General features: G+C 58.7%; 20 protein-coding genes. 16 read left to right on the plus strand and 4 right to left on the minus strand.

The window, feature by feature from the left end; translation table 11 throughout:
• The first annotated feature begins 24 nt into the window (after nucleotides 1-24).
• Nucleotides 25-828: an IclR family transcriptional regulator gene (locus KW848_RS18680; RefSeq protein ID WP_218537690.1), complete on the plus strand. Its 804-nt coding sequence runs from the start codon at nucleotides 25-27 to the stop codon at nucleotides 826-828.
• Here KW848_RS18680 and KW848_RS18685 read toward each other — a convergent pair whose 3' ends face one another.
• Nucleotides 829-1,881 carry an NAD(P)-dependent alcohol dehydrogenase gene (locus KW848_RS18685; protein ID WP_111451802.1) on the minus strand — a complete coding sequence of 351 codons (1,053 nt, stop codon included), beginning with the start codon at nucleotides 1,879-1,881 and terminating at the stop codon, nucleotides 829-831.
• 191 nt (nucleotides 1,882-2,072) lie between these two features.
• Here KW848_RS18685 and KW848_RS18690 point away from each other — a divergent pair, with 191 nt between their 5' ends.
• The gene (locus KW848_RS18690; protein WP_192410978.1) at nucleotides 2,073-2,963 is read left to right on the plus strand and encodes an AraC family transcriptional regulator; all 891 of its coding nucleotides are present in this window, start codon (nucleotides 2,073-2,075) and stop codon (nucleotides 2,961-2,963) included.
• A 185-nt stretch (nucleotides 2,964-3,148) separates the two neighbouring features.
• On the opposite strand, the gene KW848_RS18695 is transcribed toward KW848_RS18690, so the two are convergent.
• Nucleotides 3,149-4,813, minus strand: coding sequence for an electron transfer flavoprotein-ubiquinone oxidoreductase (locus KW848_RS18695; RefSeq protein ID WP_111451804.1), 1,665 nt, complete (start codon nucleotides 4,811-4,813; stop codon nucleotides 3,149-3,151).
• Nucleotides 4,814-5,362: 549 nt separating this feature from the next.
• On the opposite strand from KW848_RS18695, the gene KW848_RS18700 reads away from it, so the two are divergent.
• The 10 genes from KW848_RS18700 (at nucleotide 5,363) to KW848_RS18745 (ending at nucleotide 15,609) form a co-directional block, all read left to right on the plus strand.
• Nucleotides 5,363-6,112, plus strand: coding sequence for an electron transfer flavoprotein subunit beta/FixA family protein (locus tag KW848_RS18700; protein WP_192410977.1), 750 nt, complete (start codon nucleotides 5,363-5,365; stop codon nucleotides 6,110-6,112).
• Nucleotides 6,113-7,042 (plus strand): electron transfer flavoprotein subunit alpha/FixB family protein, encoded by a 930-nt coding sequence (locus KW848_RS18705; RefSeq protein ID WP_218537691.1) that lies wholly within the window; start codon nucleotides 6,113-6,115, stop codon nucleotides 7,040-7,042.
• 81 nt (nucleotides 7,043-7,123) lie between these two features.
• Complete coding sequence (locus KW848_RS18710; protein WP_111451806.1) at nucleotides 7,124-7,960, plus strand: ABC transporter substrate-binding protein; 837 nt, start codon at nucleotides 7,124-7,126, stop codon at nucleotides 7,958-7,960.
• A 9-nt stretch (nucleotides 7,961-7,969) separates the two neighbouring features.
• Complete coding sequence (locus KW848_RS18715) at nucleotides 7,970-8,326, plus strand: DUF4398 domain-containing protein (protein ID WP_192410975.1); 357 nt, start codon at nucleotides 7,970-7,972, stop codon at nucleotides 8,324-8,326.
• Nucleotides 8,323-9,135, plus strand: coding sequence for an OmpA family protein (locus tag KW848_RS18720; RefSeq protein ID WP_123364827.1), 813 nt, complete (start codon nucleotides 8,323-8,325; stop codon nucleotides 9,133-9,135). Before KW848_RS18715 ends, KW848_RS18720 begins: the two co-directional genes overlap by 4 nt.
• Nucleotides 9,136-9,337: 202 nt before the next feature.
• Entirely contained in the window at nucleotides 9,338-10,777 is a 1,440-nt protein-coding gene (locus KW848_RS18725) for a PLP-dependent aminotransferase family protein (RefSeq protein ID WP_008146981.1), read from the plus strand.
• 89 nt (nucleotides 10,778-10,866) lie between these two features.
• Nucleotides 10,867-11,340 carry a translation initiation factor 2 gene (locus tag KW848_RS18730; protein WP_218537753.1) on the plus strand — a complete coding sequence of 158 codons (474 nt, stop codon included), beginning with the start codon at nucleotides 10,867-10,869 and terminating at the stop codon, nucleotides 11,338-11,340.
• 163 nt (nucleotides 11,341-11,503) lie between these two features.
• The gene (locus KW848_RS18735) at nucleotides 11,504-11,758 is read left to right on the plus strand and encodes a YkgJ family cysteine cluster protein (protein WP_192410972.1); all 255 of its coding nucleotides are present in this window, start codon (nucleotides 11,504-11,506) and stop codon (nucleotides 11,756-11,758) included.
• A 41-nt stretch (nucleotides 11,759-11,799) separates the two neighbouring features.
• Nucleotides 11,800-12,405 (plus strand): START domain-containing protein, encoded by a 606-nt coding sequence (locus KW848_RS18740; RefSeq protein ID WP_192410971.1) that lies wholly within the window; start codon nucleotides 11,800-11,802, stop codon nucleotides 12,403-12,405.
• Nucleotides 12,406-13,515: 1,110 nt separating this feature from the next.
• Nucleotides 13,516-15,609, plus strand: a complete 2,094-nt coding sequence (locus tag KW848_RS18745; protein WP_218537692.1) for an LTA synthase family protein — start codon at nucleotides 13,516-13,518, stop codon at nucleotides 15,607-15,609.
• 61 nt (nucleotides 15,610-15,670) lie between these two features.
• On the opposite strand, the gene KW848_RS18750 is transcribed toward KW848_RS18745, so the two are convergent.
• Nucleotides 15,671-15,829, minus strand: coding sequence for a DUF3309 family protein (locus KW848_RS18750; RefSeq protein WP_174602692.1), 159 nt, complete (start codon nucleotides 15,827-15,829; stop codon nucleotides 15,671-15,673).
• Here KW848_RS18750 and KW848_RS18755 point away from each other — a divergent pair.
• The 4 genes from KW848_RS18755 to csrA all read left to right on the plus strand — a co-directional run bounded on the left by KW848_RS18755 (nucleotide 15,822) and on the right by csrA (nucleotide 17,660).
• Nucleotides 15,822-16,037, plus strand: coding sequence for a hypothetical protein (locus tag KW848_RS18755; protein ID WP_132834338.1), 216 nt, complete (start codon nucleotides 15,822-15,824; stop codon nucleotides 16,035-16,037). The two genes, KW848_RS18750 and KW848_RS18755, sit on opposite strands and share 8 nt — an antisense overlap.
• Before the next feature lie 71 nt (nucleotides 16,038-16,108).
• Nucleotides 16,109-16,924, plus strand: a complete 816-nt coding sequence (locus KW848_RS18760; RefSeq protein WP_218537693.1) for an SDR family oxidoreductase — start codon at nucleotides 16,109-16,111, stop codon at nucleotides 16,922-16,924.
• Between the two features lie 64 nt (nucleotides 16,925-16,988).
• Nucleotides 16,989-17,321, plus strand: a complete 333-nt coding sequence (locus KW848_RS18765) for a YnfA family protein (RefSeq protein WP_074878904.1) — start codon at nucleotides 16,989-16,991, stop codon at nucleotides 17,319-17,321.
• Nucleotides 17,322-17,474: 153 nt separating this feature from the next.
• Nucleotides 17,475-17,660, plus strand: a complete 186-nt coding sequence (csrA, locus tag KW848_RS18770; protein WP_008151243.1) for a carbon storage regulator CsrA — start codon at nucleotides 17,475-17,477, stop codon at nucleotides 17,658-17,660.
• A 4-nt stretch (nucleotides 17,661-17,664) separates the two neighbouring features.
• Here the strand turns inward: csrA and KW848_RS18775 are convergent, their stop codons facing one another.
• On the minus strand, nucleotides 17,665-17,892 hold the full coding sequence (locus KW848_RS18775) for a YheU family protein (RefSeq protein WP_003199186.1): 228 nt from the start codon (nucleotides 17,890-17,892) through the stop codon (nucleotides 17,665-17,667).
• Nucleotides 17,893-18,085 lie beyond the last annotated feature (193 nt).

An 18,085-nucleotide genomic window follows, 5' to 3' on the forward strand; every position in this document is an offset into this window, starting at 1 on the left:
CTCGCTCAACGGTAAAGGCTGGATATGCAGGAAGACGCCCCAAAAATCGCCAAGGACGCCGCACCGACCGGTACCCAGACACTGCTTCGTGGTTTGGGTGTGGTTCAGGCCGTGGCCAGTGGTGCCCGCGATCTCAAGGAGATCGCCCGGCTGATCGGCACGACGCGCAGCACCACTCATCGTCTGGCCAGTTGCCTGGTGGACGAGCGTTACCTGCGTGTGGTGCCGCAAGTCGGTTATCTGTTGGGGCCGAAGTTGATCGAGCTGGGCTTCCAGGCGCGTGAAGAATTGCCGCTGGTGACATTGGCCGGGCCGTATCTGGATGAATTGTCGGCGTTGACCGGCGACACCATTCACCTGGCGATTCGTGAAGGTGACGAGGTGCTGTACCTGCACAAGAATCCGGGGCGCAATGGCCCGGAAATGCGTTCGCGGGTCGGCCATCGCATGCCGTTGGCGCGCACCGGGATTGGCAAGGCGCTGATGCTCGATGACACGCAGGCAGAATGGCAGCGGCTGTACGAAGTCAGCTTGCCGGCGGGTGGGAAAAATCAGTTCTGGCCACAGCACCCGGAGCAGTCCTGGGAGCAGTTTCAGCAGCGCATGGTCGAGTATGTGGCGGGCGGTTATGCGTTCGATCTGGAAGACAACGAACCGTCGATCCGCTGTGTGGCGGCGCCGATCCGTGATGCCAGCAAGCGCATCGTTGCCGGCATCAGCATCGCCAGCACCGTGCCGTATATGCCGCTGGAGAAAATGGCCGAGCTGATTCCCCTGATCAAAGGGGTCACGGCTCGGCTTTCGGCGGAGCTTGGCGCGAAAGTCTGATTAGACTTTCAACGTCGCCATGTCGATGACGAAGCGGTACTTCACATCACCCGCGATCATGCGGGCGTAAGCCTCGTTGATCTGGCGGATGTCGAGCATTTCGATGTCGCAGGTGATGTTGTGTTCGGCGCAGAAATCCAGCACTTCCTGGGTTTCGGCAATGCCGCCGATCAGCGAGCCGGCCAGCACACGACGGCCCAATACCAGTTTGGCAGCGTGGACCGGTGGGTCGATCGGTTCAATCAAGCCCACCAGAATGTGCACACCGTCGAAACGCAACGTATCGAGGTAGGGATTGAGGTCGTGTTGCACCGGAATGGTGTCCAGCAGGAAGTCGAAATGTCCTGCGGCGGCCTTCATCTGTTCGGCATCGGTGGACACGATCACGTGGTCCGCACCCTGGCGACGACCTTCTTCAGCCTTGCTCGCCGAGCGGGTGAACAGCGTGACTTCGGCGCCCATCGCCTTGGCGAACTTGATGCCCATGTGGCCGAGGCCGCCCATGCCGAGAATCCCGACCTTGTCACCCGCCTTCACGCCGTAGTGCTTGAGTGGCGAATAGGTGGTGATGCCGGCGCAGAGAATCGGCGCGGCGCTGGCCGGGTCGAGTTTCTCGGGGATGCGCACCACGAAATGTTCGCTGACCACGATGCTGTCGGAATAGCCGCCCATGGTGTTGCTGCCATCGACGCGGTCCGGGGTGGCGTAGGTCATGGTCGGACCTTCAAGGCAGTATTGCTCGAGGTTCGACTGGCAGGCTTCGCAGCTGCGGCACGAGTCGACCATGCAGCCGACACCGACCAGATCGCCGACTTTATGTTGGGTGACGTTCGCACCGACGGCGGTAACTTTGCCTACGATCTCGTGGCCGGGCATCAGTGGGTAAACGGCAATGCCCCACTCGTTGCGTGCTTGATGGATGTCGGAATGGCAGACGCCGCAGTAGAGAATATCGATCGCAACGTCGTCAGCACGTGGGGTGCGGCGCTCGAATTTCACGGGGGCGAGGGGAGTGGTGGCCGACTGGGCGGCGTATCCGATGGCGGTGTACATGATGAACCTCGCAAAAGCTGTGACGGGTGAGGTGGCGCATTCTGGGCGCCGCACCGGCCACCGGCCATGGCGATTCCTCCGGGTGTCATGCCTAATCCTCCGGCATCAGCCTTCAATGGGTCGTATTGGCCATCAGACCTGCGATGATGCTTTCATCCCTAATCCGCGACATTTTTTTGTGAAGAGCCCTCATGTTGTTGACCCGTCATCTGGATGCCAATGCCACGCTGGTTTCGCTGATTCAGCCTTTGACTAATCGCGACGGTTTCGCTTCCACGGCGTTGCCGGGTGTGCAGGTTTTGCGGGCCAGTTGTGATGTGGCTCGCGGCCCGCAGATTTACGAGCCGAGTCTGGTCATCATCGCCCAAGGCAGCAAACTGGCGTATCTGGGGCCGCGTACGCTGGAGTACGGCGCCGGGCATTATTTGATTCAGGCATTGCCGGTGCCGTTCGAATGCGAGACGTTTTCAGCCCCCGATGGCCCGATGCTGGGTGTTTCCATCGCCATTGACCGGGTGTTGCTCGGTGAGTTGGTCTTGGCCATGGGGCTGGTGCCGGGGCGTAATATTGCGGCGCAAACGCCAGCGTCCATGACCTCGGCGGTGCTCGACGATGCGATGCGTGGTTGTGTTGAACGGCTGCTGCGTTGCCTGCACGATCCGCTGGAATGCCAGGTCATGGGGCAGGCGCGATTGCGTGAGTTGTTGTTCGTCGCCTTGCGCGGGCCGCAAGCCGATGTGCTGCGGGCGCTGGTCGAGCAGCAGGGGCAATTCGCCCGGATCGCGGCGTCGCTCAGCCATCTGCATGCGCATTACACCGAGCCGCTGAATGTCGAGACCCTGGCCAGTTGCGCGAACATGAGTGCGTCGACCTTTCATGAGCATTTCAAGCGCAGCACCTTGTTGTCGCCAGTGCAGTACTTGAAGCGCTTGCGTTTGCTCAAGGCGCAGACGTTGCTGGTGGCCGAAGGTCTGGGCGTGGCGCAGGTGGCGCATCGGGTCGGGTATCAAAGTACGTCGCAGTTCAGTCGCGAATACAAGCGCTACTTCGAGCGTAGTCCCGGTGACGAACGCGCTGCTTGATACACCACGAATCCCCATGTGGGAGCGGGCTTGCTCGCGAATGCGGTGGGTCAGTCGACTTAACGGGTGACTGATGCACCGCATTCGCGAGCAAGCCCGCTCCCACAGTGGTTTTGTGTCGTTGCTTAAATCGCGGGCAACAAAAAGGCCCCCATTTCGGGAGCCTTGATGTTCAGCGATTCGACTTACATGTTCGGGTAAGTCGGGCCGCCAGAGCCTTCCGGCGCCACCCAGGTGATGTTCTGTGCAGGGTCCTTGATGTCGCAGGTCTTGCAGTGAACGCAGTTCTGGGCGTTGATCTGGAAGCGCTTCTCGCCGTCTTCCTTGGTCACCACTTCGTATACGCCGGCCGGGCAGTAACGCTGGGCAGGCTCATCGTAGAGCGGCAGGTTCTTGGCGATCGGGATGCTCGGATCGGTCAGCTTCAGGTGGCACGGCTGCTCTTCTTCATGGTTGGTACCCGAGATGAACACCGAGCTGAGTTTGTCGAAGCTGAGCTTGCCGTCCGGTTTCGGGTAGTCGATCTTCTTGCAGTCGGCCGCCAGCTTGAGGCAAGCGTAATCCGGCTTGGTGTCGTGCAAGGTGAACGGCAGTTTGCCGCCGAAGATGTTCTGGTCGAGCCAGTTGAAACCGCCGCCAACGATGGCGCCGAACTTGTGGATAGCCGGGCCGAAGTTGCGGCTGGCGAACAGTTCGTCGTAGAGCCAGCTCTTCTTGAACGCGTCGACGTAAGTGGTCAGCTCTTCGGTGCCGTCTTTTTCAGCGAACAGCGCCTCGGCCACGGATTCAGCGGCGAGCATGCCGGACTTCATCGCGGTGTGGCTGCCCTTGATCTTGGCGAAGTTCAGGGTGCCGAGGTCGCAACCGATCAGCGCGCCCCCCTTGAAGACCATTTTCGGTAGCGAGTTCAGGCCGCCTTTGCAGATGGCGCGAGCGCCGTAGCTGATGCGCTTGCCGCCTTCCAGGTACTGCTTGAGTACCGGGTGATGCTTGAGGCGCTGGAACTCGTCGAACGGCGACAGGAAGGTGTTGCTGTAGGAAAGATCGACGATCAGACCGACTACGACCTGATTGTTTTCCAGGTGATAGAGGAACGAGCCACCGGTGTTCTCGGTGCCCATGATATCCAGCGGCCAGCCGGCGGTGTGGACCACCAGGCCTGGTTGATGCTTGGCCGGGTCGATTTCCCAGATTTCTTTCAGGCCGATGCCGTAGTGCTGGGCGTCGGCATCGCTGTCGAGGTTGAAGCGCTTGATCAGTTGCTTGCCGATGTGGCCACGGCAACCTTCGGCGAACAGCGTGTACTTGCCACGCAGTTCCATGCCCGGGGTGTACAGGCCTTCTTTCGGGTTACCTTCGCGGTCAACGCCCAGGTCGCCGGTGATGATCCCGCGAACTACGCCGTTTTCGTCGAACAGTGCTTCCTGAGCGGCGAAGCCTGGGTAGATTTCCACGCCCAGGTTCTCGGCCTGCTGGGCCAGCCAGCGGCACAGGTTGCCCAGGGAGATGATGTAGTTGCCTTCGTTGTGCATGGTCTTGGGCACAAAGAGGTCAGGAATCTTTTGCGCGCTGTCGGCGTTCTTGAGAACGAAGATGTCATCGCGGGTGACTGGTGTATTCAGCGGGGCGCCGAGTTCTTTCCAGTCAGGGAACAATTCGTTCAGGGCGCGTGGTTCGAACACGGCGCCGGACAGGATGTGAGCACCGACTTCGGAGCCTTTTTCGACCACGCAGACGCTGATTTCCTTACCGGCTTCGGCGGCCTTCTGCTTCAATCGGCAGGCGGCGGAAAGACCAGCGGGGCCGGCACCGACGATGACCACGTCGAATTCCATGTATTCGCGTTCCACAGGTTATCTCCTACTCAAGGCTCAACAGTTTTTTTTCTAATTGGAGGTTTGGTGTCGCATCCATGAATTCCTGCGCAATGCAGGAAGAGGACAATCGATGAGCCACCTTTCTCTCTAAGGTGGCGCATTATATCTACACCACTCCTAGCGTCCAATACAAACGTTTGTTTGAATCGGCTCAAAGCCAGAGAAATCAAAGTCACGCGGCTTATGACTGGCCATTTTGCCGTATTGACCGGAATAGGCGTTCCGGTCAAGATACGGTCGGTTTTGCGCTCGCCGTAGGCTGACTGTTGGTTTCAAGAGCACCTCTAAAGACAGGGCGATGGCAGTACAAGGTGATGCGCAGCGCAGGTTCCGGCGCGCAGTTTACACGCCGCGATAATGAATGACTCGTCAGTCACCACTGACGAACGGTCATCTTCATCGTGAGCGCTTGTCACTTGACACCTTTGCCAGCGTTTTTAGAGGTGCCCTTGCGCCGATGAGCATCAAACCGCCAGGTTCGCCTAGGCGACTTTCTTTTCACCGGAGAGTAACGAGGAATCCATGAAGGTTCTTGTAGCTGTCAAACGCGTTGTGGATTACAACGTCAAGGTTCGCGTCAAGGCGGACAATTCCGGCGTCGACCTCGCCAACGTCAAGATGTCGATGAACCCGTTCTGCGAAATCGCAGTGGAAGAAGCCGTACGCCTGAAAGAGAAAGGTGTTGCGACTGAAATCGTCGTCGTCTCCATCGGCCCGTCCACCGCTCAAGAGCAACTGCGCACCGCGCTGGCTCTGGGTGCCGACCGCGCCATCCTCGTCGAATCCGCTGAAGACCTGACTTCGCTGGCCGTTGCCAAGCTGCTCAAGGCTGTTGTCGACAAGGAACAGCCTCAGCTGGTGATCCTTGGCAAACAAGCCATCGACAGCGACAACAACCAGACTGGCCAGATGCTCGCGGCATTGAGCGGCTACGGTCAGGGCACGTTCGCGTCCAAAGTCGAAATCAGCGGCGACAACGTTGCCGTGACTCGTGAAGTCGACGGCGGCGCGCAGACAGTTTCCCTGAAGCTGCCGGCCATCGTCACCACTGACCTGCGTTTGAACGAGCCGCGTTACGCGTCCCTGCCAAACATCATGAAAGCCAAGAAGAAGCCTCTCGAAGTGCTGACTCCGGACGCTTTGGGCGTTTCCACCGCCTCCACCAACAAGACCGTGAAAGTCGAAGCGCCAGCTGCACGCAGCGCGGGTATCAAGGTCAAGTCGGTGGCTGAACTGGTTGAAAAACTCAAGAACGAAGCGAAGGTAATCTAAATGACTATCTTGGTTATTGCTGAACACGACAACAAAGTGCTGGCCCCGGCCACGCTGAACACCGTGGCTGCCGCCGTTAAAATCGGTGGTGACATCCACGTTCTGGTGGCAGGTCAGGGCGCTGGCGCCGTGGCTGAAGCCGCTGCGAAAATCGCTGGCGTGAGCAAAGTCCTGTCTGCTGACAATGCTGCTTACGCGCATCAGCTTCCGGAAAACGTTGCTCCTCTGGTCGCCGAGTTGGGCAAGGGCTACAGCCACATCTTGGCTGCCGCTACTTCCAACGGCAAAAACATCCTGCCGCGCGTTGCCGCTCAGCTGGACGTTGACCAGATCTCCGAGATCATCTCGGTCGAAAGCGCTGACACGTTCAAGCGCCCGATCTACGCCGGTAACGCGATTGCGACCGTTCAATCGAGCGCTGCAGTTAAAGTGATCACCGTGCGTGCTACCGGTTTCGATCCGGTTGCCGCTGAAGGTGGATCTGCTTCGGTTGAAGCCGTTGGCGCTGCACACGACGCTGGCATCTCCAGCTTCGTCGGCGAAGAACTGGCCAAGTCCGATCGTCCGGAACTGACCGCTGCCAAGATCGTCGTTTCCGGCGGTCGCGGCATGCAGAACGGCGACAACTTCAAACACCTGTACGCCCTGGCTGACAAGCTGGGCGCTGCTGTCGGCGCTTCCCGCGCTGCGGTCGACGCAGGTTTCGTACCCAACGACATGCAGGTCGGTCAGACCGGCAAGATCGTTGCGCCACAGCTGTACATCGCCGTCGGTATCTCCGGCGCGATCCAGCACCTGGCCGGCATGAAAGACTCCAAAGTGATCGTTGCGATCAACAAGGACGAAGAAGCGCCGATCTTCCAGGTGGCCGATTACGGCCTGGTGGCGGACTTGTTCGAAGCCATCCCTGAGTTCGAGAAGCTGGTCTAATCCAGCGGCCTGACTTATAAAGAGCCCGACCTTTTGGTCGGGCTTTTTTTTTGTTCCGGATTTGAGTGGGAGAGTGTCGCCATGGATCTGCGCCGCGTTTACGGCTGGTCATTGCTGCTGGGTCTGACAGTGTTGCCGGCGCTGTCCGTCGCCGCAGGCAAGTGCGAACGCCTGGTGGTGACCGGCAGCCCGGATGCGCCGCCGTACCTGTGGCAAGACCCGCAACACCCCAAGCACCTGATCGGCGCCAGTGCCGACCTGTTGCAGCAGGTGGCGGGGGAGTTGGGGATCAAGGTCGAACTGCTTTACGCCGGCAAACGCTCCCAGGCCCTGGACGAAGTGCGCAGTGGGCGAATGGACATGCTGGCGGATGCGTCATTGACGGTCAGTGAACTGGACACTCTGGATTACATTCATCCTCCGTTACTGGAAAACGATTACCTGGTCTGGACCCGCAAAGACTCGACGCTGGTCTACAACGAAGCGCAGGACCTTCACGGTCATCCCGGCGCGCTGTCGGAAAAGTCTCGTATGACCCAGGCATTTGGTGTGTTCGCCCAGCAGCAATTGACCCTCGCACGTACACCTAACCTGACCCAGGCCTTTCAGAAATTGCTGCTGGGCGAGGTGGAATTTGTCCTTGCCGGACGCTATTCGGGCATGGCGGCCGCGCAGACACTTCACCTGGCCAACGACCTGGTCGCCCGCCCACAACCGATCGACAAACCCGGCTTGTTCCTCGCGGTTTCCCACAACTCCGCCTGCAACGATCCGTGGTTGCGCGGACAGCTGGCCAAAAAGATGACAGAATTGCCCGCGTCCGGACTGACGGAAGCCGTGCTGCAACGCAATATCGAGCGCTGGAAGGCGCAGCTCTCACAGCCGCAGCAACCACCTGTCAGTACCCCAAAACAGTAGGGATTTTTAGTGAGTATTCGACCTCTTTTCGTTGCCCTGGCCGTTCTGGCTCTGGCGGGTTGTGCAGCCGATCCGGCGCCGAATGAACAATTGCGCCTGACCGAACAGGCACTCGAGCAGGCCAAGGCGGTGGGCGCCACCGCCGCCGACGTGCCGGAAATGAAACTGGCCGAAGACAAGTTCAACCGCGCCAAGGGCAGCATGAACGACCAATCCTTCAAGAACGCGCGCATGCGGGCCGAGCAGGCCGAGCTGGACGCGCGACTGGCCGAAGCCCGGGTTCTGACCCTCAAGAGCGAGGAGCAGTTGAACGTGCTCAACACCCGCATCACTCGCCTGCGCAAGCAACTGGGAGATGTCCAATGAGCCTCAAGACCAAAGCATTGGGCGGTTTGATCCTGGCAGGCTGCGCCAGCCTCTATGGTTGTGCCGGTCAGCACAGCGAGGCCGCGTTGCAGCAGGCCAGTACTGACTTTCAGAAGGTCAAGGAAGATTCCAACGTGCTGCGAATCGCGCCCAAGGACGTGATTCGCGCCGGTGAGTCGCTAGCCCGTGCCGATCGTCTGTCCAGCTATTGGGGCAGTGGATCGGACGTGCTGCATTACGCTTACCTGAGTGAACGCTATAGCGAAATCGCGCGCGAACACACCAATCAGGTGCTCAACGAGGAACGTGCGGCGAAGCTCGAACTGGAGCGTCAGCGTCTGCAGCTGGCCCTGCGCGAATCCAAACTGCTCAGCGTGCAGCAGCAGGGCAAGTGGCTCGAAGAACAGATTGTCGCGCTGGCGACCACCCAGACCGATCGCGGCCTGGTGATGACCTTGGGCGACGTGCTCTTCGACACGGGTGAAGCGGAGTTGAAAAACTCGGCAAACCGCGTGGTGTTGAAGATCGTGCAGTTCTTGCAGCTCAACCCCAAGCGCGTAGTGCGCATCGAAGGTTATGCCGACAGTACCGGTGGCAAGCAGGAAAACCTCAAGCTGTCCCGTGACCGTGCCCAATCGGTGGCAGACGTGCTGATGGATTTGGGCATCGACGATAAACGCATTCAGGTCGAAGGCTACGGTGATGAATATCCGGTCGACGTGAACGCCTCCGAACGGGGACGTGCACAGAACCGTCGGGTAGAAATTGTGTTTTCTGACGAAAAAGGCCAGCTCGGCGCTGCCCGTTAGGGGCTGCGTCACTGGAAAACCCGGCCTGCCCGCCAGCGCCGGGTTTTTTTACGCCTGCTGATCAACTCTAAAAAACAGTACAGTTTTTGCTGACACTGCACTGTACGGTCGACTATTGTGGCAACTGTCCCAGTACACTTCTAAACTGTTCCGGTATTGTTTCGCACAAGAATAAAATGCCCGTGAAATCGAGTGCTGCGTCATGACCAATCTCTTGCTTTACCAACGTATTGCTCAACAACTGGCCGAAGACATCCGCCGTGGCGTCTATCAACCGGGGGAGCGCGTGCCTTCGGTGCGCAAGATGAGTTCACAGCTCAACGTCAGCCATGCGACGGTGTTGCAGGCTTACGCCAATCTCGAGGATCAGGGGCTGATCCGCGCCCGGCCGCAGTCGGGTTACTACGTGCACCAGACTCCGGCCCTGACCGCGCCGACACCGGACATCGCTCGGGTCGAGCGTCCAGGTCTGGTCACTCGCAGCAGCATCATCCAACAAGTTCTGGTCGAATCCCGCCGCGAGGGTGTGTTTCCCTTGGGCGCGGCCGTACCGAGTGTTGATTATCTGCCGGTGCGGGCGCTGCATCAGCAACTGGCCAAAGTCACCCGTTTTCATAGCCCGCGGGCGTTCAGCTACATGTTCAGCCCGGGTTTCGAACCGTTGCGCCGACAAGTGGCGATCCGCATGCGCGATGCCGGCGTGGTGGTCGATCCGTCGGAAGTGGTCATTACCCACGGCTGCGTTGATGCGTTGCAGATGTCTCTGCGTGTGCTGACTCGCCCGGGCGACCTGATCGCCGCCGAGTCGCCGACCTACTACGGTTTACTGCAACTGGCTGACCTTCTGGGCCTCAAGGTCATCGAGATTCCGAGCGATCCGGCCACCGGTATGAGCCTCGAAGCTTTGCAGCTGGCGGCCAACCAGTGGTCGATCAAGGCGCTGGTGCTGACCACTCGTCTGAGCAATCCATTGGGCGGCACCATGCCCGAAGAGCGGCAGAAGCAACTGCTGCGCCTGGCCTCGGATTTCGATATCCAGATTGTCGAAGACGATATCTACGGCGAACTGATGTTCGAGCAGGGTCGCACCAAATCACTTAAAGCCTACGATCGGCTGGATCGGGTGATCTATTGCTCCAGCTTTTCCAAAACCCTGTCGCCGGGCGTGCGGATCGGCTGGATGATTGCCGGCAAGTACCAGCAGGAAATCCAGCGTTTGCAGACCTTCAGCACCCATTCGGCCTGCAGCGTCACGCAGATGGGCATTGCGGCGTACCTGGAGAACGGTGGTTACGACCGGCATTTGCGCTACATCCGTCAGGAGTACCGCAAGAACCTCAGCGCTTTCCAGCTGGCGGTGCAGCAATACTTCCCGGAAGGCACGCAGATGACCCGGCCGACCGGCGGCTTCATTCTGTGGGTCAGCCTGCCGGGGCGGGTCAACACGCAGGAGCTGCACGTTCGTGCGTTGCAGCAGGGCATCAGCATCGCACCGGGGCTGATTTTCAGTAACACCGAGCAGTTCAACCACTGCATTCGACTGAACTGCGGCACACCTTGGAACCGTGAAGCCGAGCGTGCATTGATGACCCTGGGCATGCTCGCCACCCAACTCTGTCAGGAGATGGTCGGCGGCTTTTGAAGGGGCGGACAGGTTGTTCCTGTCCGTGCTTGTCTTGTTGCGTGCAACAGGCGAGCATATGGCCTCCTGCCGTTTGCGCTGTTGGGTCCATGAAATCGATTTTTCCCGCCGTTTGGCTATCGCTCTGCCTGCTGATGACCTTCCAGGCGGAAACCGTCATGGCGGCTTCCGTTCAGGAAAAACCGACAGCCAGCGCCACGTCGAAAAAGCCGGCTCCCGCTAAAAAAGCCACGCCGGTCAAAAAGAAAGCGGCCCCGGTGAAAAAACGACCGCCGATTGCCTCCAAGTCCAAACCCGCCAGTGAGGTCGTGAAAACCAAGCTCCCTTCGGCCGACCTGGATTTGAGTCTGCCCCAAGGCATGGTCGAGGAACTGAAACCGATTGGTACGGTACCGATGCCCCGACACGATGCGGTATTGCCACAAATGTTTGGTGACAAGACCGGCAGCTCTCCATTTCAGCTCAACGGGAGGCTGATCAGCAACGAAATGAAGTTGCAACTGCGCAACGAAGAGCGCCGTGAAGTTGAAGGCGCAGCCCTGGAATTCGAGTTCAAACGATAATTTCTTCCCGTTCGTGACCTGCTGGCCAGACGCTTTGTCGGAGACTGGTCGGTCACGCTCGTTTAAGCGAAAAAACCAGGGTCCAGACAATTTTAAACAAGCGTTTTAGCGGTTACTCTGTGCCACGTCCTTTAACACATCGCCCGTCGAGGAGCTCGTCGTCATGAAATGCCGTGAAGGCTGTGGCGCCTGTTGCATTGCCCCTTCCATCAGTTCACCGATTCCCGGCATGCCCAATGGCAAGCCGGCGGGAGAACGTTGCGTACAACTCTCTGTCGATAACCTGTGCGGCATTTTCGGCAAACCGGAACGTCCTGCAGTGTGTTCGGCGTTCGAAGCCGACATCGAAGTCTGCGGAAGCAGCCGTGACGAAGCGATCAAATTGTTGGGTTGGTGGGAGAAAATGACGGCGGCGTGATGTGTTCAACGAACGGATCTTCAACAATAAGGAATAAGACTATGGGTTCGCTGCAACGTATGGCTGTGCTGTGTGGTTTGACGGTTTTGCTGGCTTCCACGGCCGCTCAGGCAGAAGACTGGAAAGTTGCCAAGAACGAAGACGGTATCAAGGTTTCCTTGAGTGAAGTGGCTGGCTCCGATTACAAGGCTTACCAGGGCGTCACGCTGATGAAGACCACCATCGCCAAACTGCGTGCGCTGCAGGAAGACGTGTCAGGCGCTTGCGCCTGGATTCACGACTGTAAAACCCAGAAGTTGCTCAAGCACGAAGGCGATCAAAACTGGACCTACACCCAGTTCAATACGCCTTGGCCGGTGACCGCGCGTGACTCGGTGTTGCATGTCACCACCATCGAGGGTGCTGATGGCAGCCTGACCCGCAAACTCGAAGGTGTGCCGAAGTACATTCCTGAAGAAAAAGGCTTTGTACGGGTTACCAAGGTCGATGGGTTCTGGAAGTTTGTGCCCAAGGGCGATCAGGTTGAGGTGACCTATCAGGTGCATACCGAGCCGGGCGGTAGCATTCCGTCGATGGTGGCCAACAAGTTTGTGGTGGATGCGCCGTTTAATACTTTGAAAGCCCTGAAGGCACGCGCTGAGAAATAATTGCTCTTTTGATAAAGCGCCCTGACCTTATTCGGGGCGTTTGCTATTTGGTGGGGCGGTTTATTTGATCGGGGGCATATCCGTTTTTGCGGTAACGGCGCCCGACGGTTTCGCTTTTACAGCGAGTCACTTGGAAAAGCCCCAAGTAACCAAGGGCTCTTGCCCCTGACGTTCGGTGCCTCGCTGTGGCTCGGCATGCCCTCGCTCCGGTCCTGCTCCGTGGGCCCGCCGCCATCGGCCATCCATGGCCGGGGGCGGCTAACCCGGCATCCATGCCGGGTTGCCCACTGCGCAGAACCTCCACTCGGCCTCTCGATGGGGCGTACACCTCAAGATCAAAAGCTGGAGGCGAGCTAACGCTCGGCCTGATGAGTGGTGAGAAGCAAAAGCTGTACGCCGATCTGCTTTATGTTGATCGTTCCCACGCTCTGCGTGGGAATGCCGCTAGGGACGCTCCGCGTTCCGCTGTCGACGCAAGGCTCGAGTCCTGCGCAAGAGTGACGCGGAGCGTCACGGGATGCATTCCCACGCAGAGCGTGAGAACGATCAGTGGGTGCCGGGAGCTGTTGATCTGGCTTTGGCTCTGGCTTTTGATTTTGATCTGCTTGCCCCTTTCCCAGAGGCCGAACGCAGGCGTTGCGCAGGGGGCACCGCGGCAGGGATGCCGCGGTAGCCGCCCCCGGAGCAATGCCGGAGTGAGGGCATGCCGAGCCTAGGCGAGGCACCGAATGGAGGGGCAAAGCGTTTTGCTTCCTTTTGGGCGTCTGCAAAAGGGAGTCGCTGTAAAAGCGAAACCGCCAGCCGCCGTTGCCGCAGAAACGGATATGCCCCCGATCAAAGAGCACAACTGAAACGAATACGCCCCAAACTAACGATCATTCGAATCAGAGAGGCTTTATTTTGTTTCCGAATATGCGTTGCACGAAATTTTCACAAAGCCTCCAAGACAATTCGCCCGCGCCAACATCCGGGCAGTAATCAATGGCAATGCGACGGTTGATCGTGCAACATTTGCGCACCGTGCAAGCCCCGGGGCCGAGTACTGGCCAACAGAGGGCAAGGCGCAGCCGTATTTTTGAAACTTCAACTTCCAATGGGTCCTAAAACGACATGGCAATCCCGGACGCCCTGAATCAGCAGCGAGCTTCTAGTCGCCTGCTGCAACCGACCGTCAAATCGCATCTGGCCTACACGCTGCTGTGTGCCCTGGTCATGATGGTCATGTTCAGCCTGCTGCGCGTTGCGCTGCTGGTTTACAACCGCGAGATGATCCTCGACACCCCGGCCTCGACCTTTCTCGAAGCGTTCGCCAACGGTCTGCGTTTCGACCTGCGCCTGGTGGTCTACCTCAGCATTCCATTGCTGCTGGCGCTGTTCAGCGCCCGGGCGATGGCCGCCCGCGGATTCTTCCGGTTCTGGCTGACCATTGCCTCGAGCATCGCCCTGTTCCTCGGCCTGATGGAGATGGACTTCTACCGCGAGTTCCACCAGCGCCTCAACGGCCTGGTCTTCCAATATGTAAAGGAAGACCCGAAAACCGTGATGAGCATGCTCTGGTACGGTTTTCCGGTGGTTCGCTACCTGCTGGCCTGGGCCGTGGGCACGTTGATCCTGACCCTGGCGTTCAAGGGCGCCGACCGCGCCACCCGTCCACGTGGCCCCTTCAGCGGCGGCAGCATCGGCACGCGCCAGATCGCCCCATGGTATGCACGCATCACGGTGTTCGTCGTCTGCTTGATGGTTTGCGTGGTGGCCGCTCGTGGCACCTTGCGTCAGGGCCCGCCACTGCGTTGGGGTGACGTTTACACCACCAACTCGAACTTCGCCAACCAATTGGGCCTCAACGGCACCTTGTCGCTGGTCGCCGCGGCTAAGAGCCGCATCTCCGAAGATCGCGACAACGTCTGGAAGGCCACGTTGCCACAGCCTGAAGCGCAGAAAATCGTGCGTGACATGCTGGTGATGCCGGACGACAAACTGGTGGATGCGGAGATCGCCGCCGTGCGTCGCGATTACACGCCGCCGGCCGACAAGACCCTGCCGATCAAGAACGTCGTCGTGATCCTGATGGAAAGCATGGCCGGTCACTCGGTGGGCGCCTTGGGTGCACCGGGCAACATCACGCCGTACCTCGACAAATTGTCGAAGGAAGGCCTGCTGTTTGACCGTTTCTTCTCCAACGGCACCCATACCCACCAGGGTATGTTTGCCACCATGGCGTGCTTCCCGAACCTGCCAGGTTTCGAATACCTGATGCAGACGCCGGAAGGCAGCCACAAGTTGTCCGGCCTGCCGCAATTGCTCAGTGCCCGTAAATATGACGACGTGTACGTCTACAACGGCGACTTCGCCTGGGATAACCAGTCGGGTTTCTTCAGCAACCAGGGCATGACCAACTTCATTGGTCGTAATGACTTCGTGAACCCGGTGTTCTCCGATCCGACCTGGGGCGTGTCCGACCAGGACATGTTCGACCGTGGTCTGGTCGAGCTCAAGGCGCGGGAAAACGGCAAGCCGTTCTATGCGTTGCTGCAAACCCTGTCCAACCACACGCCATATGCCTTGCCGACGCCATTGCCGGTTGAACCTGTAACCGATCGCGGTAGCTTGAACGAGCATTTGACCGCCATGCGTTATGCGGACTGGGCGCTGGGCCAGTTCTTTGAAAAGGCCCGCAAGGAGCCGTACTTCAAGGAAACCCTGTTTGTGATCGTCGGCGACCACGGTTTTGGCAACGAGCGTCAGATCACCGAAATGGACCTGGGCCGCTTCAACGTGCCGATGCTGATGATCGCTCCGGGCATCCAGGAAAAATTCGGCCAGCTTGACCATACCGTGGGCACGCAGATCGACATCGTGCCGACCATCATGGGTCGTATTGGTGGTGAAGTGCGTCATCAGTGCTGGGGCCGTGATTTGCTCAACCTGCCTGAAGGCGACACTGGTTTCGGCGTGATCAAGCCGTCGGGTAGCGAGCAGACCACCGCCATCATCACGGCTGATCAGATTCTGGTGCTGCCGAAAGAAAAGGAAATGGCGCCGAAGATGTACCAGTACCAACTGGGCGCGACACCTCACGCCGAGATCGTTCCAAATGCACCGCGTACCGCTGAGCTGAAACTCAAGCTCGAAGCGTTCCTGCAAACGGCGACCAAGAGCCTGATCGACAACACCGCCGGTGTGGTTGATGGCAAGCCGGACTAAGTCTTGATGCAATTAAAAAGAGGCCCTTGAAAAGGGCCTCTTTTTTTTGCCTGTTAAACCTTTATATCTTGCCGAGCAACAGCAGGATCAACAGCACCACCAACACCACGCCGATGATACCCGACGGGCCATAACCCCAACTTCTGGAGTGCGGGAAGACCGGTAAACCACCTACCAGCAGGAGGATCAGAATAATGATAAGAATTGTGCCCATGTCTATTTCCTTGTTGGAAGTGTTCTGGAATTACCTGGCGTTTAGCTGTCAGCCGGGCTGTTATAAAACCGGGCTGCTTACAAATCCGACTGTGGCGAATGAAAGAAAATTCCAAGTTTTTTTAATGTTTTTCGAAGAAAGGCTTATTTCGTTTTTAATGAGTCTAGTTGGTTCAGGCGCTGCCATGGTTTGCTCGAGCCATTCAGCAATCTGATGGAGCGTGGGTCGGGCATTGTCCTTCGCTACACTCGATGCATCTTCCCCGGAACAACAAGGCTGTTTGCTATGCAAAATCGCATGATGATCACTGGCGCGGGCTCGGGCCTGGGTCGCGAAATCGCGCTGCGCTGGGCGCGTGAAGGCTGGCAGCTGGCCTTGTCGGATGTCAGCGAACCCGGTCTGCAGGAAACCCTGAAACGGGTTCGCGAAGCTGGCGGCGACGGTTTTATCCAGCGTTGCGACGTGCGCGATTACAGCCAGCTGACCGCTTTCGCTCAGGCTTGCGAAGAGAAACTCGGTGGCATCGATGTCATCGTCAACAACGCTGGCGTTGCCTCGGGCGGGTTCTTCAGTGAACTGTCCCTGGAAGACTGGGACTGGCAGATCGCGATCAACCTGATGGGCGTGGTCAAGGGCTGCAAAGCCTTCCTGCCGCTGCTGGAAAAAAGCAAAGGCAAGATCATCAACATCGCATCGATGGCCGCCCTGATGCAAGGCCCGGCCATGAGCAACTACAACGTGGCCAAGGCTGGCGTGGTGGCGTTGTCCGAAAGCTTGTTGGTCGAGCTGGCGCAGCAGGAAATCGGTGTGCATGTGGTGTGCCCGTCGTTCTTCCAGACCAACCTGCTGGACTCGTTCCGTGGCCCGACGCCGGCCATGAAAGCCCAGGTCGGCAAGTTGCTGGAAAGCTCGCCGATCACCGCAGCCGACATTGCCGACTACATCTATCAGCACGTCGCCGCCGGCGAATTCTTGATCCTGCCTCACGAACAGGGCCGCATGGCCTGGGCGCTCAAGCAGAAGAACCCGCAGCTGCTCTACGACGAAATGACCGTCATGGCCGACAAAATGCGCGCCAAGGCCAAACAAACCGCAGGTTGAACTTGCCCGTACGCAACACCGTCGTTAGGGTGGCCGCCATCGGCCATCCTCGCGAGATGTATGCATGCTCAATTACCTGTGGTTTTTCCTCGCCGCGCTGTTCGAAATCGCCGGCTGCTTTGCCTTCTGGATGTGGCTGCGCCAGGGTAAAAGCGCCTGGTGGGTCGTGCCCGCTCTGCTCAGTCTGACCTTGTTCGCGCTGCTGCTGACCCGCATCGAAGCGACCTACGCCGGTCGCGCCTATGCCGCATACGGTGGCATCTACATCATCGCGTCGATCGGCTGGCTGGCGGTGGTCGAGCGGATTCGTCCGCTGGGTTCGGACTGGCTCGGCGTGGCGCTGTGTGTAATCGGGGCCAGCGTCATCCTTTTCGGCCCGCGCTTCTCCGCTTCCTGAAGGATCGGTCCTTCATTCAATGGGTTTGTCAGACGTTTCCATAGGAACTGTTCGGACGGCCCTGTAGGGCGGGACTGATTTGCCGCTGTCGCATTGAAGCCCTACTCAGTGCAGGGCATCTTCAGGGTTCGATAACCCTGAAGGACGAATGCCATGCTTGTACTCAGTCGCGTTGTGGGCGAGTTGATTTCCATCGGTGACAACATTTCCGTGCGCATTCTTGCCGTCAACGGAGGCAGTGTGCGCTTCGGTGTCGAAGCGCCGCAAAACGTCAACGTGCACCGCTCCGAAGTCTACGACCGCATCCAGGTCAAACTGGCGAAAAACAAAGGACGCTGAGGTCTCAGTCGAACAGGTGCTTGGGCACATCGTGTTTGAGCATCAACTGGCATTGCTCGCTTTCCGGGTCGAAGACAATCAGCGCCTGGCCCTTGGTCAATGCCTGGCGAACACGCAGCACACGGGTTTCCAGCGGCGTGTCATCGCCGTTGTCCGTACCGTCACGGGTCACGAAATCCTCGATCAGGCGGGTGAGGGTGTCGACTTCAAGTTGGTCGTGGGGGATCAGCATAGGCACCTCGGCTAAACAATGGCGCGATGCTACGGCGAATGAGGATTTGCGGCTAGCCTGGGTTTTTGTGTTGGCTGGTCTGACGCCTTCGCGAGCAAGCCCGCTCCCACAGTTAACCGCGTACCTCCATGGGAATGCGGGCAAATGTGGGAGCGGGCTTGCTCGCGAAGGCGATCTCTCAGGCGACGAAAAA

Origin of the sequence: Pseudomonas sp. PDM25 (assembly GCF_019219045.1) — a bacterium.
GTDB lineage: Bacteria > Pseudomonadota > Gammaproteobacteria > Pseudomonadales > Pseudomonadaceae > Aquipseudomonas.

Bases quoted from the DNA above. Each gene is read 5' to 3' on its own strand.
- KW848_RS18680 (WP_218537690.1), top strand. From the start codon at position 25: ATGCAGGAAGACGCCCCAAAAATCGCCAAGGACGCCGCACCGACCGGT.
- KW848_RS18685 (WP_111451802.1), bottom strand. From the start codon at position 1,881: ATGTACACCGCCATCGGATACGCCGCCCAGTCGGCCACCACTCCCCTC.
- KW848_RS18690 (WP_192410978.1), top strand. From the start codon at position 2,073: ATGTTGTTGACCCGTCATCTGGATGCCAATGCCACGCTGGTTTCGCTG.
- KW848_RS18700 (WP_192410977.1), top strand. From the start codon at position 5,363: ATGAAGGTTCTTGTAGCTGTCAAACGCGTTGTGGATTACAACGTCAAG.
- KW848_RS18705 (WP_218537691.1), top strand. From the start codon at position 6,113: ATGACTATCTTGGTTATTGCTGAACACGACAACAAAGTGCTGGCCCCG.
- KW848_RS18710 (WP_111451806.1), top strand. From the start codon at position 7,124: ATGGATCTGCGCCGCGTTTACGGCTGGTCATTGCTGCTGGGTCTGACA.
- KW848_RS18720 (WP_123364827.1), top strand. From the start codon at position 8,323: ATGAGCCTCAAGACCAAAGCATTGGGCGGTTTGATCCTGGCAGGCTGC.
- KW848_RS18725 (WP_008146981.1), top strand. From the start codon at position 9,338: ATGACCAATCTCTTGCTTTACCAACGTATTGCTCAACAACTGGCCGAA.
- KW848_RS18730 (WP_218537753.1), top strand. From the start codon at position 10,867: ATGAAATCGATTTTTCCCGCCGTTTGGCTATCGCTCTGCCTGCTGATG.
- KW848_RS18735 (WP_192410972.1), top strand. From the start codon at position 11,504: ATGAAATGCCGTGAAGGCTGTGGCGCCTGTTGCATTGCCCCTTCCATC.
- KW848_RS18740 (WP_192410971.1), top strand. From the start codon at position 11,800: ATGGGTTCGCTGCAACGTATGGCTGTGCTGTGTGGTTTGACGGTTTTG.
- KW848_RS18745 (WP_218537692.1), top strand. From the start codon at position 13,516: ATGGCAATCCCGGACGCCCTGAATCAGCAGCGAGCTTCTAGTCGCCTG.
- KW848_RS18755 (WP_132834338.1), top strand. From the start codon at position 15,822: ATGTCTATTTCCTTGTTGGAAGTGTTCTGGAATTACCTGGCGTTTAGC.
- KW848_RS18760 (WP_218537693.1), top strand. From the start codon at position 16,109: ATGCAAAATCGCATGATGATCACTGGCGCGGGCTCGGGCCTGGGTCGC.
- KW848_RS18765 (WP_074878904.1), top strand. From the start codon at position 16,989: ATGCTCAATTACCTGTGGTTTTTCCTCGCCGCGCTGTTCGAAATCGCC.
- csrA (WP_008151243.1), top strand. From the start codon at position 17,475: ATGCTTGTACTCAGTCGCGTTGTGGGCGAGTTGATTTCCATCGGTGAC.
- KW848_RS18775 (WP_003199186.1), bottom strand. From the start codon at position 17,892: ATGCTGATCCCCCACGACCAACTTGAAGTCGACACCCTCACCCGCCTG.